17 protein-coding genes are annotated in these 16,581 nt (G+C 71.4%); 16 read left to right on the top strand and 1 reads right to left on the bottom strand.

The window, feature by feature from the left end; genetic code table 11:
• Position 1: 1 nt before the first annotated feature.
• Positions 2-613 (top strand): 30S ribosomal protein S4, encoded by a 612-nt coding sequence (gene rpsD / locus ACWDYJ_RS10650; protein ID WP_008740451.1) that lies wholly within the window; start codon positions 2-4, stop codon positions 611-613.
• An 83-nt stretch (positions 614-696) separates the two neighbouring features.
• Here the strand turns inward: rpsD and ACWDYJ_RS10645 are convergent, their stop codons facing one another.
• Positions 697-2,901 (bottom strand): ATP-binding protein, encoded by a 2,205-nt coding sequence (locus ACWDYJ_RS10645; protein ID WP_451565143.1) that lies wholly within the window; start codon positions 2,899-2,901, stop codon positions 697-699.
• 159 nt (positions 2,902-3,060) lie between these two features.
• On the opposite strand from ACWDYJ_RS10645, the gene ACWDYJ_RS10640 reads away from it, so the two are divergent.
• From ACWDYJ_RS10640 to nusB, 15 genes are all read left to right on the top strand, one after another.
• Positions 3,061-3,504, top strand: coding sequence for a DUF948 domain-containing protein (locus tag ACWDYJ_RS10640; RefSeq protein ID WP_451565142.1), 444 nt, complete (start codon positions 3,061-3,063; stop codon positions 3,502-3,504).
• 8 nt (positions 3,505-3,512) lie between these two features.
• Positions 3,513-3,866, top strand: a complete 354-nt coding sequence (locus ACWDYJ_RS10635) for a DUF6167 family protein (protein WP_451565141.1) — start codon at positions 3,513-3,515, stop codon at positions 3,864-3,866.
• Positions 3,866-6,535, top strand: a complete 2,670-nt coding sequence (alaS, locus tag ACWDYJ_RS10630) for an alanine--tRNA ligase (RefSeq protein WP_451565140.1) — start codon at positions 3,866-3,868, stop codon at positions 6,533-6,535. Before ACWDYJ_RS10635 ends, alaS begins: the two co-directional genes overlap by 1 nt.
• A 2-nt stretch (positions 6,536-6,537) precedes the next feature.
• Positions 6,538-7,008 (top strand): Holliday junction resolvase RuvX, encoded by a 471-nt coding sequence (gene ruvX, locus ACWDYJ_RS10625; RefSeq protein WP_451565139.1) that lies wholly within the window; start codon positions 6,538-6,540, stop codon positions 7,006-7,008.
• Between the two features lie 126 nt (positions 7,009-7,134).
• Positions 7,135-8,847, top strand: coding sequence for an endolytic transglycosylase MltG (mltG, locus tag ACWDYJ_RS10620; RefSeq protein WP_451565138.1), 1,713 nt, complete (start codon positions 7,135-7,137; stop codon positions 8,845-8,847).
• A 7-nt stretch (positions 8,848-8,854) separates the two neighbouring features.
• Positions 8,855-9,679, top strand: coding sequence for a shikimate dehydrogenase (locus tag ACWDYJ_RS10615; RefSeq protein ID WP_451565137.1), 825 nt, complete (start codon positions 8,855-8,857; stop codon positions 9,677-9,679).
• A 64-nt stretch (positions 9,680-9,743) separates the two neighbouring features.
• Positions 9,744-9,977 (top strand): hypothetical protein, encoded by a 234-nt coding sequence (locus ACWDYJ_RS10610; protein ID WP_451565136.1) that lies wholly within the window; start codon positions 9,744-9,746, stop codon positions 9,975-9,977.
• 113 nt (positions 9,978-10,090) lie between these two features.
• Positions 10,091-11,275: a chorismate synthase gene (gene aroC / locus ACWDYJ_RS10605; RefSeq protein ID WP_451565135.1), complete on the top strand. Its 1,185-nt coding sequence runs from the start codon at positions 10,091-10,093 to the stop codon at positions 11,273-11,275.
• The gene (locus tag ACWDYJ_RS10600) at positions 11,272-11,790 is read left to right on the top strand and encodes a shikimate kinase (protein WP_451565134.1); all 519 of its coding nucleotides are present in this window, start codon (positions 11,272-11,274) and stop codon (positions 11,788-11,790) included. The genes aroC and ACWDYJ_RS10600 overlap by 4 nt, the downstream gene beginning before the upstream one ends.
• Positions 11,787-12,878 (top strand): 3-dehydroquinate synthase, encoded by a 1,092-nt coding sequence (gene aroB / locus ACWDYJ_RS10595; RefSeq protein WP_451565133.1) that lies wholly within the window; start codon positions 11,787-11,789, stop codon positions 12,876-12,878. The genes ACWDYJ_RS10600 and aroB overlap by 4 nt, the downstream gene beginning before the upstream one ends.
• Positions 12,875-13,315, top strand: coding sequence for a type II 3-dehydroquinate dehydratase (gene aroQ / locus ACWDYJ_RS10590; protein ID WP_451565132.1), 441 nt, complete (start codon positions 12,875-12,877; stop codon positions 13,313-13,315). Before aroB ends, aroQ begins: the two co-directional genes overlap by 4 nt.
• A 92-nt stretch (positions 13,316-13,407) precedes the next feature.
• Positions 13,408-14,190: an AAA family ATPase gene (locus tag ACWDYJ_RS10585; protein ID WP_451565131.1), complete on the top strand. Its 783-nt coding sequence runs from the start codon at positions 13,408-13,410 to the stop codon at positions 14,188-14,190.
• An 88-nt stretch (positions 14,191-14,278) separates the two neighbouring features.
• On the top strand, positions 14,279-15,385 hold the full coding sequence (locus tag ACWDYJ_RS10580; protein ID WP_451565130.1) for an aminopeptidase P family protein: 1,107 nt from the start codon (positions 14,279-14,281) through the stop codon (positions 15,383-15,385).
• A 60-nt stretch (positions 15,386-15,445) separates the two neighbouring features.
• Positions 15,446-16,012: an elongation factor P gene (efp, locus tag ACWDYJ_RS10575; protein WP_451565129.1), complete on the top strand. Its 567-nt coding sequence runs from the start codon at positions 15,446-15,448 to the stop codon at positions 16,010-16,012.
• A 2-nt stretch (positions 16,013-16,014) separates the two neighbouring features.
• Positions 16,015-16,443: a transcription antitermination factor NusB gene (nusB, locus tag ACWDYJ_RS10570; RefSeq protein WP_451565128.1), complete on the top strand. Its 429-nt coding sequence runs from the start codon at positions 16,015-16,017 to the stop codon at positions 16,441-16,443.
• Positions 16,444-16,581: the final 138 nt, after the last annotated feature.

Raw genomic sequence — 16,581 nt, 5'->3', positions numbered from 1 at the left:
CGTGAACCAGAAGCGACCCAAGGTCAAGAAGTCGCGTGCCCTCGGCATTGCGCTGACCCCGAAGGCCGTCAAGTACTTCGAGGCCCGCCCCTACCCGCCGGGCGAGCACGGCCGTGGCCGCAAGCAGAACTCGGACTACAAGGTTCGTCTGCTGGAGAAGCAGCGTCTGCGCGCTCAGTACGACATCTCTGAGCGTCAGATGGCCCGCGCGTACGACCGCGCCAAGAAGGCCGAAGGCAAGACGGGCGAGGCGCTTGTCGTCGAGCTCGAGCGTCGCCTGGATGCCCTGGTTCTGCGTTCGGGCATCGCCCGCACCATCTACCAGGCCCGCCAGATGGTCGTCCACGGTCACATCGAGGTCAACGGCGACAAGGTCGACAAGCCGTCGTTCCGCGTCCGTCCGGACGACGTCATCACCGTGCGCGAGCGCAGCCGCGAGAAGGTTCCGTTCCAGGTTGCCCGTGAGGGTGGCTACGCAGGCGAGGGCGAGACCCCCCGTTACCTGCAGGTCAACCTGAAGGCCCTGGCCTTCCGCCTGGACCGCGACCCGAACCGCAAGGAAATCCCGGTCATCTGCGACGAGCAGCTCGTCGTCGAGTACTACGCCCGCTGATGTAGGTGTAGGCCTCACTGGCTGGTCAGCCCGCCGTCCCCTCCGGGGGGCGGCGGGCTTTCTCGTCACCCGGCCCGCTCGCGCTACGGCTTCGGGCCGTCCGCCGCGGCCCGGCGCGGCTCCTCCGTACCGCGCAGCCCCGCCCGCCGCCCCAGCCGCGGGACGTGGGCCTCCGCGCGGTGCTCCCCGGGAGCCCACCGCGCCCGCAGGACCAGCGCCTCCAGGCTGAGCGCTCGCCCCTCGGCCGCGTGCGCCGCGTACCGCTCGGGACCCAGCACCTCACCCGCCCGCTCCTGGCACATCAGCCGCGGCGCGTTGAAGTAGCCCGACCCGAACAGCTGGAGCCCGACCCCCTCCCACATCGGCTCCGCCGCGCCTTGGAGCACCGCCGCCTCCGCCGGACGGCCCTCGGTGACCGTGACCAGGGCGAGCAGCTCCACCGCCAGCACCAGCCCGACCAGATCGCGGAACGTGTGGTTGATCGTCACGCACTCGGTCAGCAGCCGCCGAGCCTCGGCGGTCCCTCCCGCGTCCAGGGCCGCGTACGCCAGGACGTACAGGGCGTACGCCTTCGTCCAGCGCTCCCCCCGCTCCTCGCAGATATCGCGGACCTCCTCGCACAGCGCCACGGCGCCCGCCAGTTCGCCCTGGAAGGCCAGCGCCATCGCCAGCTCCACCTGGCACATCAGGACGTTGCTGTTCAGCTCCCCGGTCTCCCGGTAGCGCTCCAGCGCCGTGCCCAGCAGCTCCCGGGCCCGTGTCATGTCGTCCGACACCAGTGCCAGACAGCCCAGCCGGTGGACCGCGTACGCCCCCGCCACCCGGTTCCCCGTGCGCTCGGCACCGTTGCGGCACTCGTGCAGGGCGCTCATCGAGGCCACCGCGTCGCCCTGCAGGGCGGCCACGTAGCCGAGGACCCACAGCGCCTTCAGCCGCGAGCTCTCGTACTCCGCCTCGCCCTCCGCGTGGCCGGGGGTGTCCAGGGTCCGGTCCAGCCAGTGCCGGCCCTCGGTCAGACGCCCGCAGCCCGCCCAGTAGAACCAGAGGGTGCCCGCCAGGTACTGGCCCAGGTGCGGCTCGTCCGGTTCGTCCAGGCAGCACTCCAGGGCGAGCCGCAGATTCGGCAACTCCGCCTCCATCAGCGCGGCCACCTCCTGCTGGCGCGGGCTGAACCAGTCCAGCTCGCACCAGGTCGCCAGCCCCATGTACCAGTCCCGGTGGCGCCGCCGCAGCCGTCCGGCGTCACCCAGCGACTCCAGCCAGCCCGCCCCGTACATCCGTACGGTCTCCAGCATCCGGTAGCGGACCCCCGCCGCCGTGTCCTCCCGGGTCAGCAGGGACTGGGACAGCAGCTCTCCGACCAGGTCGAGCACGCTGTCCGCCGGCAGATCGGGACCGGCGCACACGTACTCGGCGGCGTCGAGGTCGAACTGTCCGGCGAAGACGGACAGCCGCGCCCACAGCAGCCGCTCCGCCGGACCGCACAGCTCGTGACTCCACCCGATCGTGGTCCGCAGGGCGCGGTGCCGGGGCAGCGCCCCGCGCGTCCCGCCCGTCAGCAGGCCGAAGCGGTCCTCCAGCCGGGCGAGCACCTGCGCGGCGGACAGGGCCCGCAGCCGCCCCGCCGCCAGCTCCAGGGCCAGCGGGATCCCGTCGAGCCGCGCGCACAGCTCGGCCAGCACGGGCCGGTTCGCCGCCGTCACCGCGAAGCCCGGGTCGGCGGCCGTCGCCCGCGCGGCCAACAGGGCCAGGGCGTCGGCCGGCTCCAGCGGCTCCAGCGGGAAGACCTGCTCCCCCTCCAGGTCGAGCGGGCGCCGGCCCGACGCCAGCACCCGCAGGCCGGGGGAGCGCCGCAGCAGCTCCCGTACCAGCTCGGAGGTCTCCTCGACGAGCTGCTCGAATCCGTCCAGGACCAGCAGCAGCCGCCGCGGGGCCAGGTGCTCCGCCAGTACGGTCCGGGGCGGCCGGCTGGTGTGGTCCGTCAGCCCCAGCGCCTCGGCCAGCGTGAACTCCAGCAGCGCCGGGTCCCGTACGCAGGACAGCTCGGCCAGCCGTACCTCGTCGAAGTAGCGTTCCTGCGCCCCTGCGGCGGGGTCCTCGGCGGCCGCACGGGCCAGGGCCAGGACCAGCCGGGACTTGCCCACCCCGCCCACCCCGGTCACCGTGACCAGCCGGGAGGCCTCCAGCAACCGCGCCAGCGCGGCGAGTTCGCCGTCCCGCCCGATGAACCCGCTTAGCTCCGAGGGAAGATTGCCCGAGGTCCTGTTTCGAAGGGGTCTCTGTCGCATGGGACACGGAGGGTACTCGTGCGGATGCGCAGCGTACAAGGCGAGCCCGCGAAGGCGGTCGCCCCGCCCCGGAATTCCGGTACTGCGGCGGATCTCCGGCGCGATAGGGTCGGAGGAGACTTTTTCTCCGTAGGTTTCTAGGTCAGGGAGCGGTGCAACGTGTCCGGTGGAGAGGTGGCCGGGATCCTCGTGGCCGTCTTCTGGGCCATCCTGGTCTCCTTCCTCGCCGTGGTGCTGGTGAGGCTCGCCCAGGTGCTCAAGGCGACGACCAGGCTCGTGGCCGACGTGACCGAGCAGGCCGTCCCGCTCCTGGCGGACGCCTCCACCACCGTCCGCTCCGCGCGCACGCAGCTCGACCGCGTCGACGCCATCGCGAGCGACGTCCAGGAGGTCACCTCCAACGCCTCGGCGCTGTCCTCCACCGTGGCCTCCACCTTCGGCGGGCCGCTGGTCAAGGTCGCGGCCTTCGGCTACGGCGTCCGCAAGGCGCTCGGCCGGACGACCACGGAGACATCGACCAGCGCGCCGCAGAAGACGTCCCGTCGTAGCGTGATCGTCGGCCGTACCGTGCCGGCGGCCCGACGCCGGAAACAGAAGGGCTGAGACCGCCGATGTTCCGCCGAGCCTTCTGGTTCACCGCAGGCGCCGCCGCAGGCGTGTGGGCCACCACCAAGGTCAACCGGCAGCTGAAGAAGCTGACGCCGGAGAGTCTCGCCGCGCAGGCCGCGGACAAGGCCGTGGAGGCGGGTCACCGCCTCAAGGATTTCGCCCTCGACGTCAAGGCGGGCATGTCCCAGCGCGAGGACGAGTTGAACGACGCACTGGGACTGCACCAGGATCCCGACCGGCCAGGCAGCGTCACCGCCCTTCCCGGGCCGCGGCGGCTGCGGGCCATCGAGAACGACAAGACCGACCACCGACCGAGCCGCTCGGCGGTTACGTACAACCGGAATGAGGACCACTGATGGAGTCGGCTGAAATCCGCCGCCGCTGGCTGAGCTTCTTCGAGGAGCGCGGTCACGCCGTTGTCCCTTCGGCGTCGCTCATCGCGGACGACCCGACTCTGCTGCTGGTCAACGCGGGCATGGTCCCCTTCAAGCCGTACTTCCTCGGCGAGACCAAGCCCCCGGCCCCCCGTGCCACCAGCGTGCAGAAGTGTGTCCGTACCCCGGACATCGAAGAGGTCGGCAAGACCACCCGCCACGGCACGTTCTTCCAGATGTGCGGCAACTTCTCCTTCGGCGACTACTTCAAGGAAGGCGCCATCAAGTACGCCTGGGAGCTGCTCACCAGCTCCGTGGCGGACGGCGGCTTCGGCCTGGACCCGGAGAAGCTCTGGATCACCGTCTACCTCGACGACGACGAGGCCGAGCAGATCTGGCGCGAGCAGATCGGCGTCCCCGCCGAGCGCATCCAGCGCCTGGGCAAGAAGGACAACTTCTGGTCCATGGGCGTCCCGGGTCCCTGCGGCCCGTGCTCCGAGATCAACTACGACCGCGGTCCCGAGTTCGGTGTCGAGGGCGGCCCCGCCGTCAACGACGAGCGCTACGTGGAGATCTGGAACCTGGTCTTCATGCAGTACGAGCGCGGCGCCGGCGACGGGAAGGAAGACTTCCCGATCCTCGGCGACCTGCCGTCGAAGAACATCGACACCGGTCTGGGTCTCGAACGTCTCGCCATGATCCTGCAGGGCGTGCAGAACATGTACGAGACCGACACCCTGCGCGTGGTCATGGACAAGGCCACCGAGCTGACCGGTGTGCGGTACGGCGCCGCGAAGGACACCGACGTGTCCATGCGCGTGGTCGCCGACCACATCCGCACCTCCGTCATGCTCATCGGCGACGGCGTCACCCCCGGCAACGAGGGCCGCGGCTACGTGCTGCGCCGCATCATGCGCCGCGCCATCCGCAACATGCGCCTCATGGGCGCCACCGGCCCGGTCGTGCGGGACCTCGTCGACGTCGTGATCAACACGATGGGGCAGCAGTACCCGGAGCTCGTCACCGACCGCAAGCGCATCGAGACCGTCGCGCTCGCCGAAGAGGCCGCCTTCCTCAAGGCCGTCAAGGGCGGCACGAACATCCTCGACACCGCTGTGAGCGAGACCAAGGCCGCCGGCGGCACGGTCCTCTCCGGCGACAAGGCGTTCCTGCTCCACGACACCTGGGGCTTCCCGATCGACCTCACCCTGGAGATGGCCGCCGAGCAGGGCCTCGCCGTGGACGAGACCGGCTTCCGCCGCCTGATGCAGGAGCAGCGCGACCGCGCCAAGGCCGACGCCAAGGCCAAGAAGACCGGCCACGCGGACATGTCCGCCTACCGGGAGATCGCGGACGGCTCCGGCGTCACCGAGTTCACCGGCTACGCCACCACCCAGGGCGAGTCCACCATTGTCGGCCTGCTGGTCAACGGCGTCTCCGCGCCCGCCGCCTCCGAGGGCGACGAGGTCGAGGTCGTCCTCGACCGCACCCCCTTCTACGCCGAGGGTGGCGGCCAGCTCGCCGACCAGGGCCGGATCAAGCTCGACTCCGGCGCCGTCATCGAGGTCCGCGACGTCCAGCAGCCGGTCCCGGGTGTCTCCGTGCACAAGGGCTCCGTCCAGGTCGGCGAGGTGACGGTCGGCGCCTCCGCGTACGCCGCCATCGACATCAAGCGCCGCCGGGCCATCGCCCGCGCCCACTCGGCCACCCACCTCACCCACCAGGCGCTGCGCGACGCGCTCGGCCCGACGGCCGCCCAGGCCGGCTCCGAGAACTCGCCCGGCCGCTTCCGCTTCGACTTCGGCTCGCCGAACGCCGTCCCCGGCGGCGTCCTCACGGACGTGGAGCAGAAGATCAACGAGGTGCTCTCGCGCGAGCTGGACGTCACCGCCGAGATCATGAGCATCGACGAGGCGAAGAAGCAAGGTGCCATCGCCGAGTTCGGCGAGAAGTACGGCGAGCGCGTGCGCGTCGTGACCATCGGCGACTTCTCCAAGGAGCTGTGCGGCGGTACCCACGTCGGCAACACCGCCCAGCTGGGCCTGGTGAAGCTGCTCGGCGAGTCCTCCATCGGCTCCGGCGTGCGCCGCGTCGAGGCCCTGGTCGGCGTGGACGCGTACAACTTCCTCGCCAAGGAGCACACCGTCGTCGCCCAGCTCCAGGAGCTGGTCAAGGGCCGTCCGGAGGAGCTGCCGGAGAAGATCGCCTCCATGCTCGGCAAGCTGAAGGACGCCGAGAAGGAGATCGAGAAGTTCCGCGCGGAGAAGGTCCTCCAGGCCGCCGCCGGTCTCGCCGAGAACGCCCAGGACATCCGCGGTGTCGCTCTCGTCGTCGGCCAGGTGCCGGACGGCACCGGCGCCGACGACCTGCGCAAGCTGGTCCTGGACGTCCGAGGCCGCATTCGGGGCGACCGCCCGGCCGTCGTGGCCCTCTTCACCGTGGCCAACGGCCGCCCGCAGACCGTGATCGCCACCAACGAGGCCGCCCGTGAGCGCGGTCTCAAGGCCGGCGACCTGGTCCGCGCCGCCGCCAAGACCCTCGGTGGCGGCGGTGGCGGCAAGCCGGACGTCGCCCAGGGTGGCGGCCAGAACCCGGCCGCCGTCCCGGAGGCCATCAGCGCCGTCGAGCGCCTCGTCGTCGAGACGGTCTGACGATGACACTGCGCCGTGGCCGCCGTCTGGCCGTCGATGTCGGCGACGCCCGGATCGGGGTCGCCTCGTGCGACCCCGACGGGGTGCTCGCCACACCGGTGGAAACCGTGCCGGGCCGGGACATCCCGTTCGCCCACCGGCGGCTGCGGCAGCTCGTCGAGGAGTACGAACCCCTCGAAGTCGTGGTCGGCCTTCCCCGCTCGCTCAGCGGGCGGGAGGGGCCGGCCGCGGTCAAGGTGCGCGCGTTCGCGAACGAGCTGGCCAGGGGGATCAAGCCCGTGCCGGTGCGTCTGGTGGACGAGCGGATGACCACGGTCACCGCCGCCCAGGGGCTGCGCGCCTCGGGGAGGAACGCCAAGAAGGGCCGCTCGGTCATCGACCAGGCGGCCGCCGTGGTGATCCTTCAGAACGCTCTTGAGACCGAACGGGTATCAGGTAATCCGCCCGGTGAGTGCGTCGAAGTGGTTGTCTGATCGCGATACGGTAACGTTCCGCGCGATGTGGCGGCATTCGAACAGCCGTCGCCCACCACTTCAGAGGCGGAACCGGGTGCCGCGGCAACGAAGCCGCTGCCTCCGTCTCGCGGCTCTAGGGGACCGATGACTGAGTATGGCCGGGGCCGCGCCCCCGAACCCTGGCACCCGGAGGACCCGTTGTACGGGGACCAGGGGTGGACCGGGCAGGCGACCCAGCAGGGTCAGATGCCCTACGCCGGCGGCGAGCAGCAGCAGTACGCGCAGGAGCCGCAGTACCAGCAGCAGTACCCACAGCCGCAGCAGCAGGACTACCCGCAGCAGCAGTACCCCCAGCAGCAGGGGTACGCACAGCAGCACCCCCAGCCCCAGTACGCGCAGCAGCCGCAGCAGTCCCAGCCGCCGACGTACGACAGCCAGGGCTGGGACACCGGCCAGGGCCCCTACGTCCCCGCGCCCGCGCCGGCCGATCCGTACGCCGGCGCGGACCCGTACGCCCAGCCCGTGGCCGTCGGCTACCCCGGCGAGGCCCCTGACCTGTACAGCACCCCCGAGGCCTACCCTCCGCCGCAGCCCCCGGGCCAGCGGCACGTGGAAGCCGAGGAGCAGTGGCAGGACGCCGACGAGGCGACCGACGAGGAGACGGAGTCCCCGCTCGCCGGCGGTGGCCGGTCCGACGACGATGACGGGCCCTCCGGCGGGCGAGGCCGTCGCTCCGGCCGCTCGAAGGGCGGCAAGTCCAAGGAGCGCAGCGGCGCGGCCTGCCTGATCGCCACCCTGGTGATCGTGGGCGTCCTCGGCGGCGGTGGCTACTACGGCTACAGCTACCTGAAGGAGCGATTCGGCGCGGCCGAGGACTATACGGGCTCGGGCACCGGCGAGTCGGTCGACGTCGAGATCCCCGATGGCGCGGGTCTCCTCCAGATGGGTCTGATCCTCAAGAAGCACGGCGTCGTCGCCAGCGCGGAGGCGTTCGTCAACGCCGCCTCGGCGGCTCAGAAGGCCCCCGGGGGCACGGCCATCCAGGCGGGCGTCTACCCGCTCAAGAAGAAGATGTCGGCGGCGGCCGCCGTCAAGGTGATGAGCGACCCCTCGAAGCTGAACGTCATCATCATCCCCGAGGGCACGCGCAACTTCGACGTCTACAGGGCGATCGACAAGAAGCTGGGCAAGCCGGAAGGCACCACGCAGGACATCGCCAAGCGCGAGGCCAAGAACCTCGGCCTGCCGGCCTGGGCGGCCGGCAACCAGAAGATCATGGACCCGCTCGAAGGCTTCCTGTACCCGGCGCGCTACGACGTCGCCACGGCCAGCACGCCCGAGTCGGTGCTCAAGCAGATGGTCAAGACCGCGAACGACAAGTACACGGCGCTGGGCATCGAGGGCAAGGCCAAGGAACTCGGCCTCGAGAACCCGCTCCAGGTGGTCACGGTCGCGAGCCTCGTCCAGGCGGAGGGCAAGAACCACGAGGACTACCGGAAGATGTCCGAGGTCATCTACAACCGCCTGAAGAAGACGAACACCGTCACCAACCAGAAGCTCGAGTTCGACTCGACGATCAACTACCTCAAGAACACGAGCGACATCAACGTCTCCAGCAAGGAGGCGAAGACGCTCGACCACTTCTACAACACCTACTACTACAGAGGGCTCACCCCGGGGCCGATCGGCAACCCCGGCGACGACGCCCTGAACGCGACGCTGAACCCGGACGCCGGCGGCTGGATGTTCTTCGTTTCGGTCGACGGGGAGAAGACCACTTTCACCCAGACCTACGACGAACACCTCAAGCTGGTCGACGAGTTCAACGCTCGGCAGAAGCTCAAGAACGGCGGATAGGCAAGGCATGTCACGCACAAGGGCCGCGGTGCTGGGTTCGCCCATCGAGCACTCCCTCTCACCGGTGCTGCACCGCGCCGCCTACCAGGAGCTCGGCCTCGCCGACTGGTCCTACGACCGGTTCGAGATCGACGAGGCCGCGCTCCCGGGGTTCATCGCCGGCCTCGGCCCCGAGTGGGCCGGGCTGTCGCTGACCATGCCGCTCAAGCGGGCGGTCATCCCGCTGCTGGACGGCATCAGCGACACCGCCGCCTCCGTCGAGGCGGTCAACACGGTCGTCCTCACCGAGGACGGCCGCCGGCTCGGCGACAACACCGACATCCCCGGGATCGTCGCCGCCCTGCACGAGCGCGGCGTCGAGAAGGTGCCCGCCGCCGCCATCCTCGGCGCCGGGGCCACCGCCTCCTCGGCGCTGGCCGCCCTCGCGCGGATCTGCACCGGCGAGGTCACCGCGTACGTCCGCTCGCGCGCCCGCGCCGACGAGATGCGCCGGTGGGGCGAGCGGCTCGGCGTGTCCGTCCGTACGGCCGACTGGGCGGACGCGGCCGAGGCGCTGACCGCGCCCCTGGTCATCGCCACCACGCCGGCCGGCGCCACGGACGATCTCGCCCCCGCCGTTCCTGCCGCGCCGGGCACCCTCTTCGACGTGCTGTACGACCCCTGGCCGACCGCGCTCGCCGCCGCCTGGTCACAGCGCGGGGGCGAGCTCGTCGGCGGGCTGGATCTCCTCGTCCACCAGGCCGTGCTCCAGGTCGAGCGGATGACGGGCCGCACTCCGGGCCCGCTCGCGGCCATGAGGGCCGCCGGAGAGCGGGCGCTCGCCCACCGTTAGGCTTCCTGTCTGCGCATTCCCGGACTGGGATGGCACGAACGGGGGCGGTATGTACGGGGGCGGTATGGACGGGTCGGGCACGGAGCAGGTGCTCGCGTCGAAGTGGGACATCCCCTTCATCGTGTTCGTCGCGATCAGGACGGCCTTCGGCAGTCTGCCGCTCTGGGTGAAGTGCCTCGTCCTCGGAATCTTCGGTTCCCTCGCCGTGTGGACGGCCGTCACCTGGCTCCGGGAGCGTCGGCGAGCCGCCGGGGGCGGCGCCGCCGAGCAGTCACCTGACGGACAGGGCGTCCGATAGCTGGACCGGACGCCGGTACAGCCGCCCGGACATGGGAGGATCGGGTACGGCGGGTCCGGGCCGCGCACCCGATCGCGCCGTCGCAGTGCCAGGCGCGAGCATGAGGAGCATCGTTGAGCAGGTTGCGTTGGCTGACCGCAGGAGAGTCGCACGGACCGGCACTGGTCGCGACGCTGGAGGGCCTTCCCGCCGGCGTCCCGGTCACCACCGAGCTGGTGGCAGATCACCTGGCCCGGCGCCGGCTCGGCTACGGCCGCGGTGCCCGGATGAAGTTCGAGCAGGACGAGATCACCTTCCTCGGCGGTGTGCGTCACGGCCTGTCGCTGGGTTCCCCCGTCGCCGTCATGATCGGGAACACCGAGTGGCCGAAGTGGGAAACGGTCATGTCGGCCGATCCCGTCGACCCCTCGCTGCTCAAGGAGACCGGCCGTAACGCGCCGCTGACCCGCCCCCGCCCGGGCCACGCCGACCTCGCGGGGATGCAGAAGTACGGCTTCGACGAGGCCCGCCCGATCCTGGAGCGCGCCAGCGCCCGTGAGACGGCCGCCCGCGTGGCCCTCGGCGCGATCGCCCGGTCCTTCATCAAGGAGACCGCCGGCATCGAGATCGTCTCGCACGTGGTGGAGCTGGCCGGAGCCAAGGCGCCCTACGGCGTCCACCCGACCCCCGCCGACGTCGACAAGCTCGACGCCGACCCGGTGCGCTGCCTCGACGCCGACGCGAGCAAGGCGATGGTGGCCGAGATCGACCAGGCCCACAAGGACGGCGACACCCTCGGCGGCGTCGTCGAAGTCCTCGCCTACGGGGTCCCCGTCGGGCTCGGCTCGCACGTCCACTGGGACCGGCGCCTCGACGCGCGCCTCGCGGCCGCGCTCATGGGCATCCAGGCCATCAAGGGCGTCGAGGTCGGCGACGGCTTCGAGCTCGCCCGCGTGCCCGGTTCCCAGGCGCACGACGAGATCATCTCCACCCCCGAGGGCCTCAAGCGGACCACCGGCCGCTCCGGCGGCACCGAGGGCGGTCTGACGACCGGCGAGCTGCTGCGCGTACGCGCGGCGATGAAGCCCATCGCGACCGTGCCGCGCGCCCTGGCCACCGTCGACGTGGTCACCGGCGAGGCCACGGTCGCGCACCACCAGCGCTCCGACGTCTGTGCCGTACCCGCCGCGGGCATCGTCGCCGAGGCCATGGTCGCGCTCGTGCTCGCCGACGCCGTCGTCGAGAAGTTCGGCGGCGACTCGGTTCCCGAGACGCGCCGCAACGTCCGCTCGTACCTCGACCACCTGCAGATCCGGTGACCGGCGGACCACTGGTCGTCCTCGTCGGACCCATGGGCTCCGGCAAGTCCACCGTGGGCGGCCTGCTCGCCGCCCGGCTCGGCGTCCCCTACCGGGACACCGACGCCGACATCGTCGCGGCCCAGGGCCGGGAGATCTCCGACCTGTTCGTCGACGAGGGCGAGCCGTACTTCCGCGAGCTGGAACGGCAGGCCGTCGCGGCCGCCCTCGCCGAGCACACCGGAGTCCTCGCCCTCGGCGGCGGCGCCGTCCTCGACGAGGGCACGCGCGCGCTGCTGACCGGCCTGCCCGTCGTCTACCTTTCCATGGACGTCGAGGAGGCCGTACGACGCGTCGGCCTCGGCGCCGCCCGCCCGCTGCTCGCCGTCAACCCGCGCCGTCAGTGGCGCGAGCTGATGGACGCCCGGCGCCCCCTGTACACCGAAGTCGCGCGCGTCGTGGTGGCCACCGACGACCGCACCCCCGAAGAGGTCGCCCAGGCGGTCCTCGACGCTCTGGAGTTGAAGGACGTATGACAGACCAGGTGACGCGGATCCACGTCGGCGGCAGCGCCGGACACGACGCGTACGACGTGCTGGTCGGCAGGCAGCTCCTCGGCGAGCTGGGCAGCCTCATCGGTACGCGTGCCCAGCGCGTCGCGGTGATCCACCCCGAGGCGCTGGCCTCGACCGGTGAGGCCCTGCGGGACGACCTGGCGGCGCAGGGCTTCGAGGCCGTCGCCATCCAGGTGCCGAACGCCGAGGAGGCCAAGACCGTCGAGGTCGCCGCCTACTGCTGGAAGGCGCTCGGCCAGTCCGGCTTCACCCGCACCGACGTGATCGTCGGCGTGGGCGGCGGAGCCACCACCGACCTCGCGGGCTTCGTCGCGGCCACCTGGCTGCGCGGGGTGCGCTGGATCGCCGTACCGACCACCGTCCTGGCGATGGTGGACGCGGCCGTCGGAGGCAAGACCGGCATCAACACCGCCGAGGGCAAGAACCTGGTGGGCTCCTTCCACCCGCCCGCCGGCGTCCTCTGCGACCTCGCGGCTCTGGACTCGCTGCCGGTCAACGACTACGTCAGCGGCCTCGCCGAGATCATCAAGGCCGGATTCATCTCCGACCCGGTCATCCTCGACCTGATCGAGGCGGACCCGCAGGCGGCCCGTACGCCCGCGGGCCCGCACACCGCCGAGCTGATCTGCCGCTCGATCCAGGTCAAGGCGGACGTGGTCTCCAGCGACCTCAAGGAAGCCGGACTGCGCGAGATCCTCAACTACGGCCACACCCTCGCGCACGCCATCGAGAAGAACGAGCGCTACAAGTGGCGCCACGGCGCGGCCGTGTCCGTCGGCATGGTCTTCGCGGCCGAACTCGGCCGGCTCGCGGGACGCCTGGACGACGCCACGGCCGACCGGCACAAGGCGGTCCTCTCGTCCGTCGGCCTGCCGCTGACCTACCGCGGCGACCAGTGGCCCAAGCTGCTGGAGACCATGAAGCTCGACAAGAAGTCCCGCGGCGACCTGCTGCGCTTCATCGTCCTGGACGGCCTGGCGAAGCCGACCGTACTGGAGGGCCCCGACCCGGCGGTGCTGTTCGCCGCGTTCGGCGAGGTCGCGGCGTGAGCCGGCCGGTGCTCGTCCTGAACGGCCCGAACCTGGGCCGGCTGGGATCGCGCGAGCCCGACGTGTACGGGGCCACCTCGTACGCCGGGCTCGTGGAGAGCTGCCGCACCCTGGGCGCCGAACTCGGCTTCGACGTCGAGGTCCGCGAGACCAACGACGAGGGCGAGCTCGTGCGCTGGCTGCACGAGGCGGCGGACGGCAAGATCCCGGTCGTGATCAACCCGGGTGCCTTCACTCACTACTCGTACGCCATGCGGGACGCCGCGGCGCAGCGCACCGCGCCGCTGATCGAGGTGCACATCTCCAACCCGTACGCCCGTGAGGAGTTCCGGCACACTTCGGTCATCGCGGCCGTGGCCACCGGAACCGTGGCAGGCTTCGGCATCGGATCGTACCGGCTCGCGCTGCGCGCGCTGGCGGAGGAGATCTCCGCCTGACGTCCGGTCCGGGGGTGCTGGTGGACGGTCGGGGCAGCGAGGTCATATAACGTTCTCGCATCAGTCGCCGGAACGAGACGGAGTGGCAGCGGATGCACCAAGGAGTGGGGGGCGAAGGCCCGGGCTGGGGGCAGCCGGGAGCGCATCCGGCGGCGCCCCCGCAGCCGCCGATACCCCCGGCGCAGGGCTGGCCGGGCTCACCCCCGCCCCCGTCCGGCCACACCGTGCCGGTGGCGCCCGTGCCGGAGGCCACCGGGCACATCCCGCTGCCGCCCGCCGTCGCCGCGGCGCCCGTACCCCCCGCGCCGGGCACCGGCGGGGCCGTGCTCGCGGTCCTGCTGATCGGCCCGGCGGGCGCGGGTAAGACCACCGTGGCCCGGCACTGGGCGGCCACCCGCCCCGTGGCGACCGCGCACATCAGCCTCGACGACGTCCGGGAGTGGGTCTGCTCCGGCTTCGCCGACCCGCAGGCGGGCTGGAACGAACACTCCGAGGCCCAGTACCGCCTCGCCCGCCGCACGTGCGGCTTCGCAGCCCGCAACTTCCTCGCCAACGGCATCTCCTGCATCCTCGACGACGCGGTCTTCCCCGACCGGCCCGTGGTGGGACTGGGTGGCTGGAAACGGCACGTGGGCGCCGGGCTGCTGCCGGTGGTGCTCCTGCCCGGCCTCGACATCGTCCTGGAGCGCAACGCGGCCCGCTCCGGCAACCGTCGCCTCTCCGACGAGGAAGTCGCCCGCATCCACGGCCGGATGGCGGGCTGGTACGGCTCCGGCCTGCCGATCATCGACAACTCCCACCTCGACGTCGAGGGCACCGCGCGCGCCCTCGACGAGGCCCTCGCGCGTGCGCTGGCCGCACCGGGGGGCTGGTAGCCGCACGGCGGGTCGCCGGCCCCGTCCCCCGCCCCGTCCGGACGCGCTCGCCGGGCCGGATGCGCGCGGCGCTCGTAGGCTCGAAGACATGTCAGACGTGTACGCGGCCCGCAGGGGCCTGCTCCGCGACCGCTGTGCCGCCGCGGGCAACTCCGCCGCACTGATCACGCGTCCGGCGAACGTGCGCTACCTCACCGGGGCGTTCCCGCTGGGCGCCGTCCTGCTGGTCGGGCCCGCCGACGACGTGCTGTTCTGCGGCAGCGCACCCACCGGCGAAGCCGACGAGGGACGGCTCGACGAGCGACTGAGGCTGTCCGTACTGCCGACCCCCGGCGCCGACCCGGCCGTGGCCGCCGCGGACCTGGCCGCCTCCGTACGGGCCGACTCCCTCGCCGTCGAGGAACACCACCTCACCGTCGGCCGCCACCGGGCCCTGCAGTCGGTGGCGCCGCGGCTGCGGCTGGCCGACCTCGGTACCGCCGTCGAGCAGCAGCGCCTGCTCAAGGACGAGGACGAGATCGCCTGCCTGCGGATCGCCGCCGAGATCGCCGACCAGGCGCTCGGCGAGCTGCTGGAATCGATCCTCGTCGGACGTACGGAACGCCACCTCGCCCTGGAGCTGGAGCGCCGCCTCGTCGACCACGGCGCCGACGGACCCGCCTTTCCCACGTCCGTCGGCACCGGCCCGCACTCCGGCCGCGGCCGGCACCGGCCCTCCGACCGGCGGGTGGAGGAGGGCGACTTCCTCTCCGTCTGCCTCGGCGCCAACTACCGTGGCTACCGGTGTGAGATCGGCCGGACGTTCGTCATCGGCACGAGCCCCGCCGACTGGCAGATCGAGCTCTACGACCTCGTCTTCGCCGCCCAGCGGGCCGGCCGGGAAGCGCTCGTGCCGGGCGCCGCCTACCGCGATGTCGACCACGCGGCACGCTCCGTACTGGACTCGGCCGGGTACGGTGAAGCACTCGCGGCGTCCATGGGACACGGTGTCGGTCTCGAAATCGACGAGGACCCGCAGCTTGCACCTACCGCCATGGGTAAACTGGACGCTTGCGTGCCGGTCACCGTCGAACCGGGGGTTCACCTCCCGGGCCGGGGAGGTGTCCGGATCGATGACACGCTCGTCGTACGCCCCGAGGCGGACGGCGGTCCCGAGCTACTCACCATTACGACCAAGGAGCTGCTCGCGCTCTAGCCCGCGTTGCCGGGCAGGGGCGCGCACCCGTGGTCTTCCAGTGCAGGAGAATCCGCAACCGTGGCTTCCACGAACGACCTCAAGAACGGCATGGTGCTCAAGCTCGACGGTGACCAGCTCTGGTCCGTCGTCGAGTTCCAGCACGTCAAGCCCGGCAAGGGCCCGGCCTTCGTGCGCACCAAGCTCAAGCACGTGCTCTCCGGCAAGGTCGTCGACAAGACCTTCAACGCCGGCACGAAGGTCGAGACGGCCACCATCGACCGGCGCGACATGCAGTTCTCGTACATGGACGGCGAGTACTTCGTCTTCATGGACATGAACACCTTCGACCAGCTCATGGTCGACAAGAAGGCTGTCGGCGACGCCGCCAACTTCCTGCTGGAGGGCTTCACCGCCTCTGTCGCGCAGCACGACGGCGAGGTGCTCTACGTGGAGCTCCCGGCCGCCGTCGAGCTGAAGATCGAGCACACCGACCCGGGTGTCCAGGGCGACCGCTCCACCGGTGGCACCAAGCCCGCCACGCTGGAGACCGGCCACGAGATCCAGGTCCCGCTCTTCGTCACCACCGGCGAGACGGTCAAGGTCGACACCCGTACCAGCGCCTACCTCGGCCGGGTGAGCAGCTAACCGTGGCTGCCCGGAGCAATGCGCGCAAGCGCGCTTTCCAGATCCTCTTCGAGGCCGACCAGCGCGGGGTGCCCGTGCGCGAGGTCCTCGCGGACTGGATCCGCCACGCGCGGTCCGACGACCGGCAGCCGTCGGTCAGCGCCTTCACGATGGATCTTGTCGAGGGTTACGCCGACAAGGTGAACCGCATCGACGACCTGATCGTCACCTACGCCGTGGACTGGGACATCGACCGCATGCCGGTCGTCGACCGGAACATCCTGCGGCTGGGTGCCTACGAGCTGATCTGGGTGGACGACACCCCGGACGCCGTGGCGATCGACGAGGCCGTCCAGCTCGCCAAGGAGTTCTCGACGGACGAGTCCCCCTCGTTCGTGAACGGCCTGCTGGGCCGCTTCAAGGACCTGAAGCCGAACCTGCGCCGCGACTAGCCCGCTGCGGTCCGGCGAGACGGAGGGGCCCCGCAGCGCTGCTGCTGGGCCCCTCCGTCATGTGCGGGGCTGTGCGGCGAGCGCGCCGTGCGGCCCCGGCAGCGCAACGAAAACGGCGGGTGCCGGGAGCCCGAGAGG

Source organism: Streptomyces sp. NPDC003042, assembly GCF_053591315.1.
This window is presented reverse-complemented; position numbering and strand designations above follow the sequence as displayed.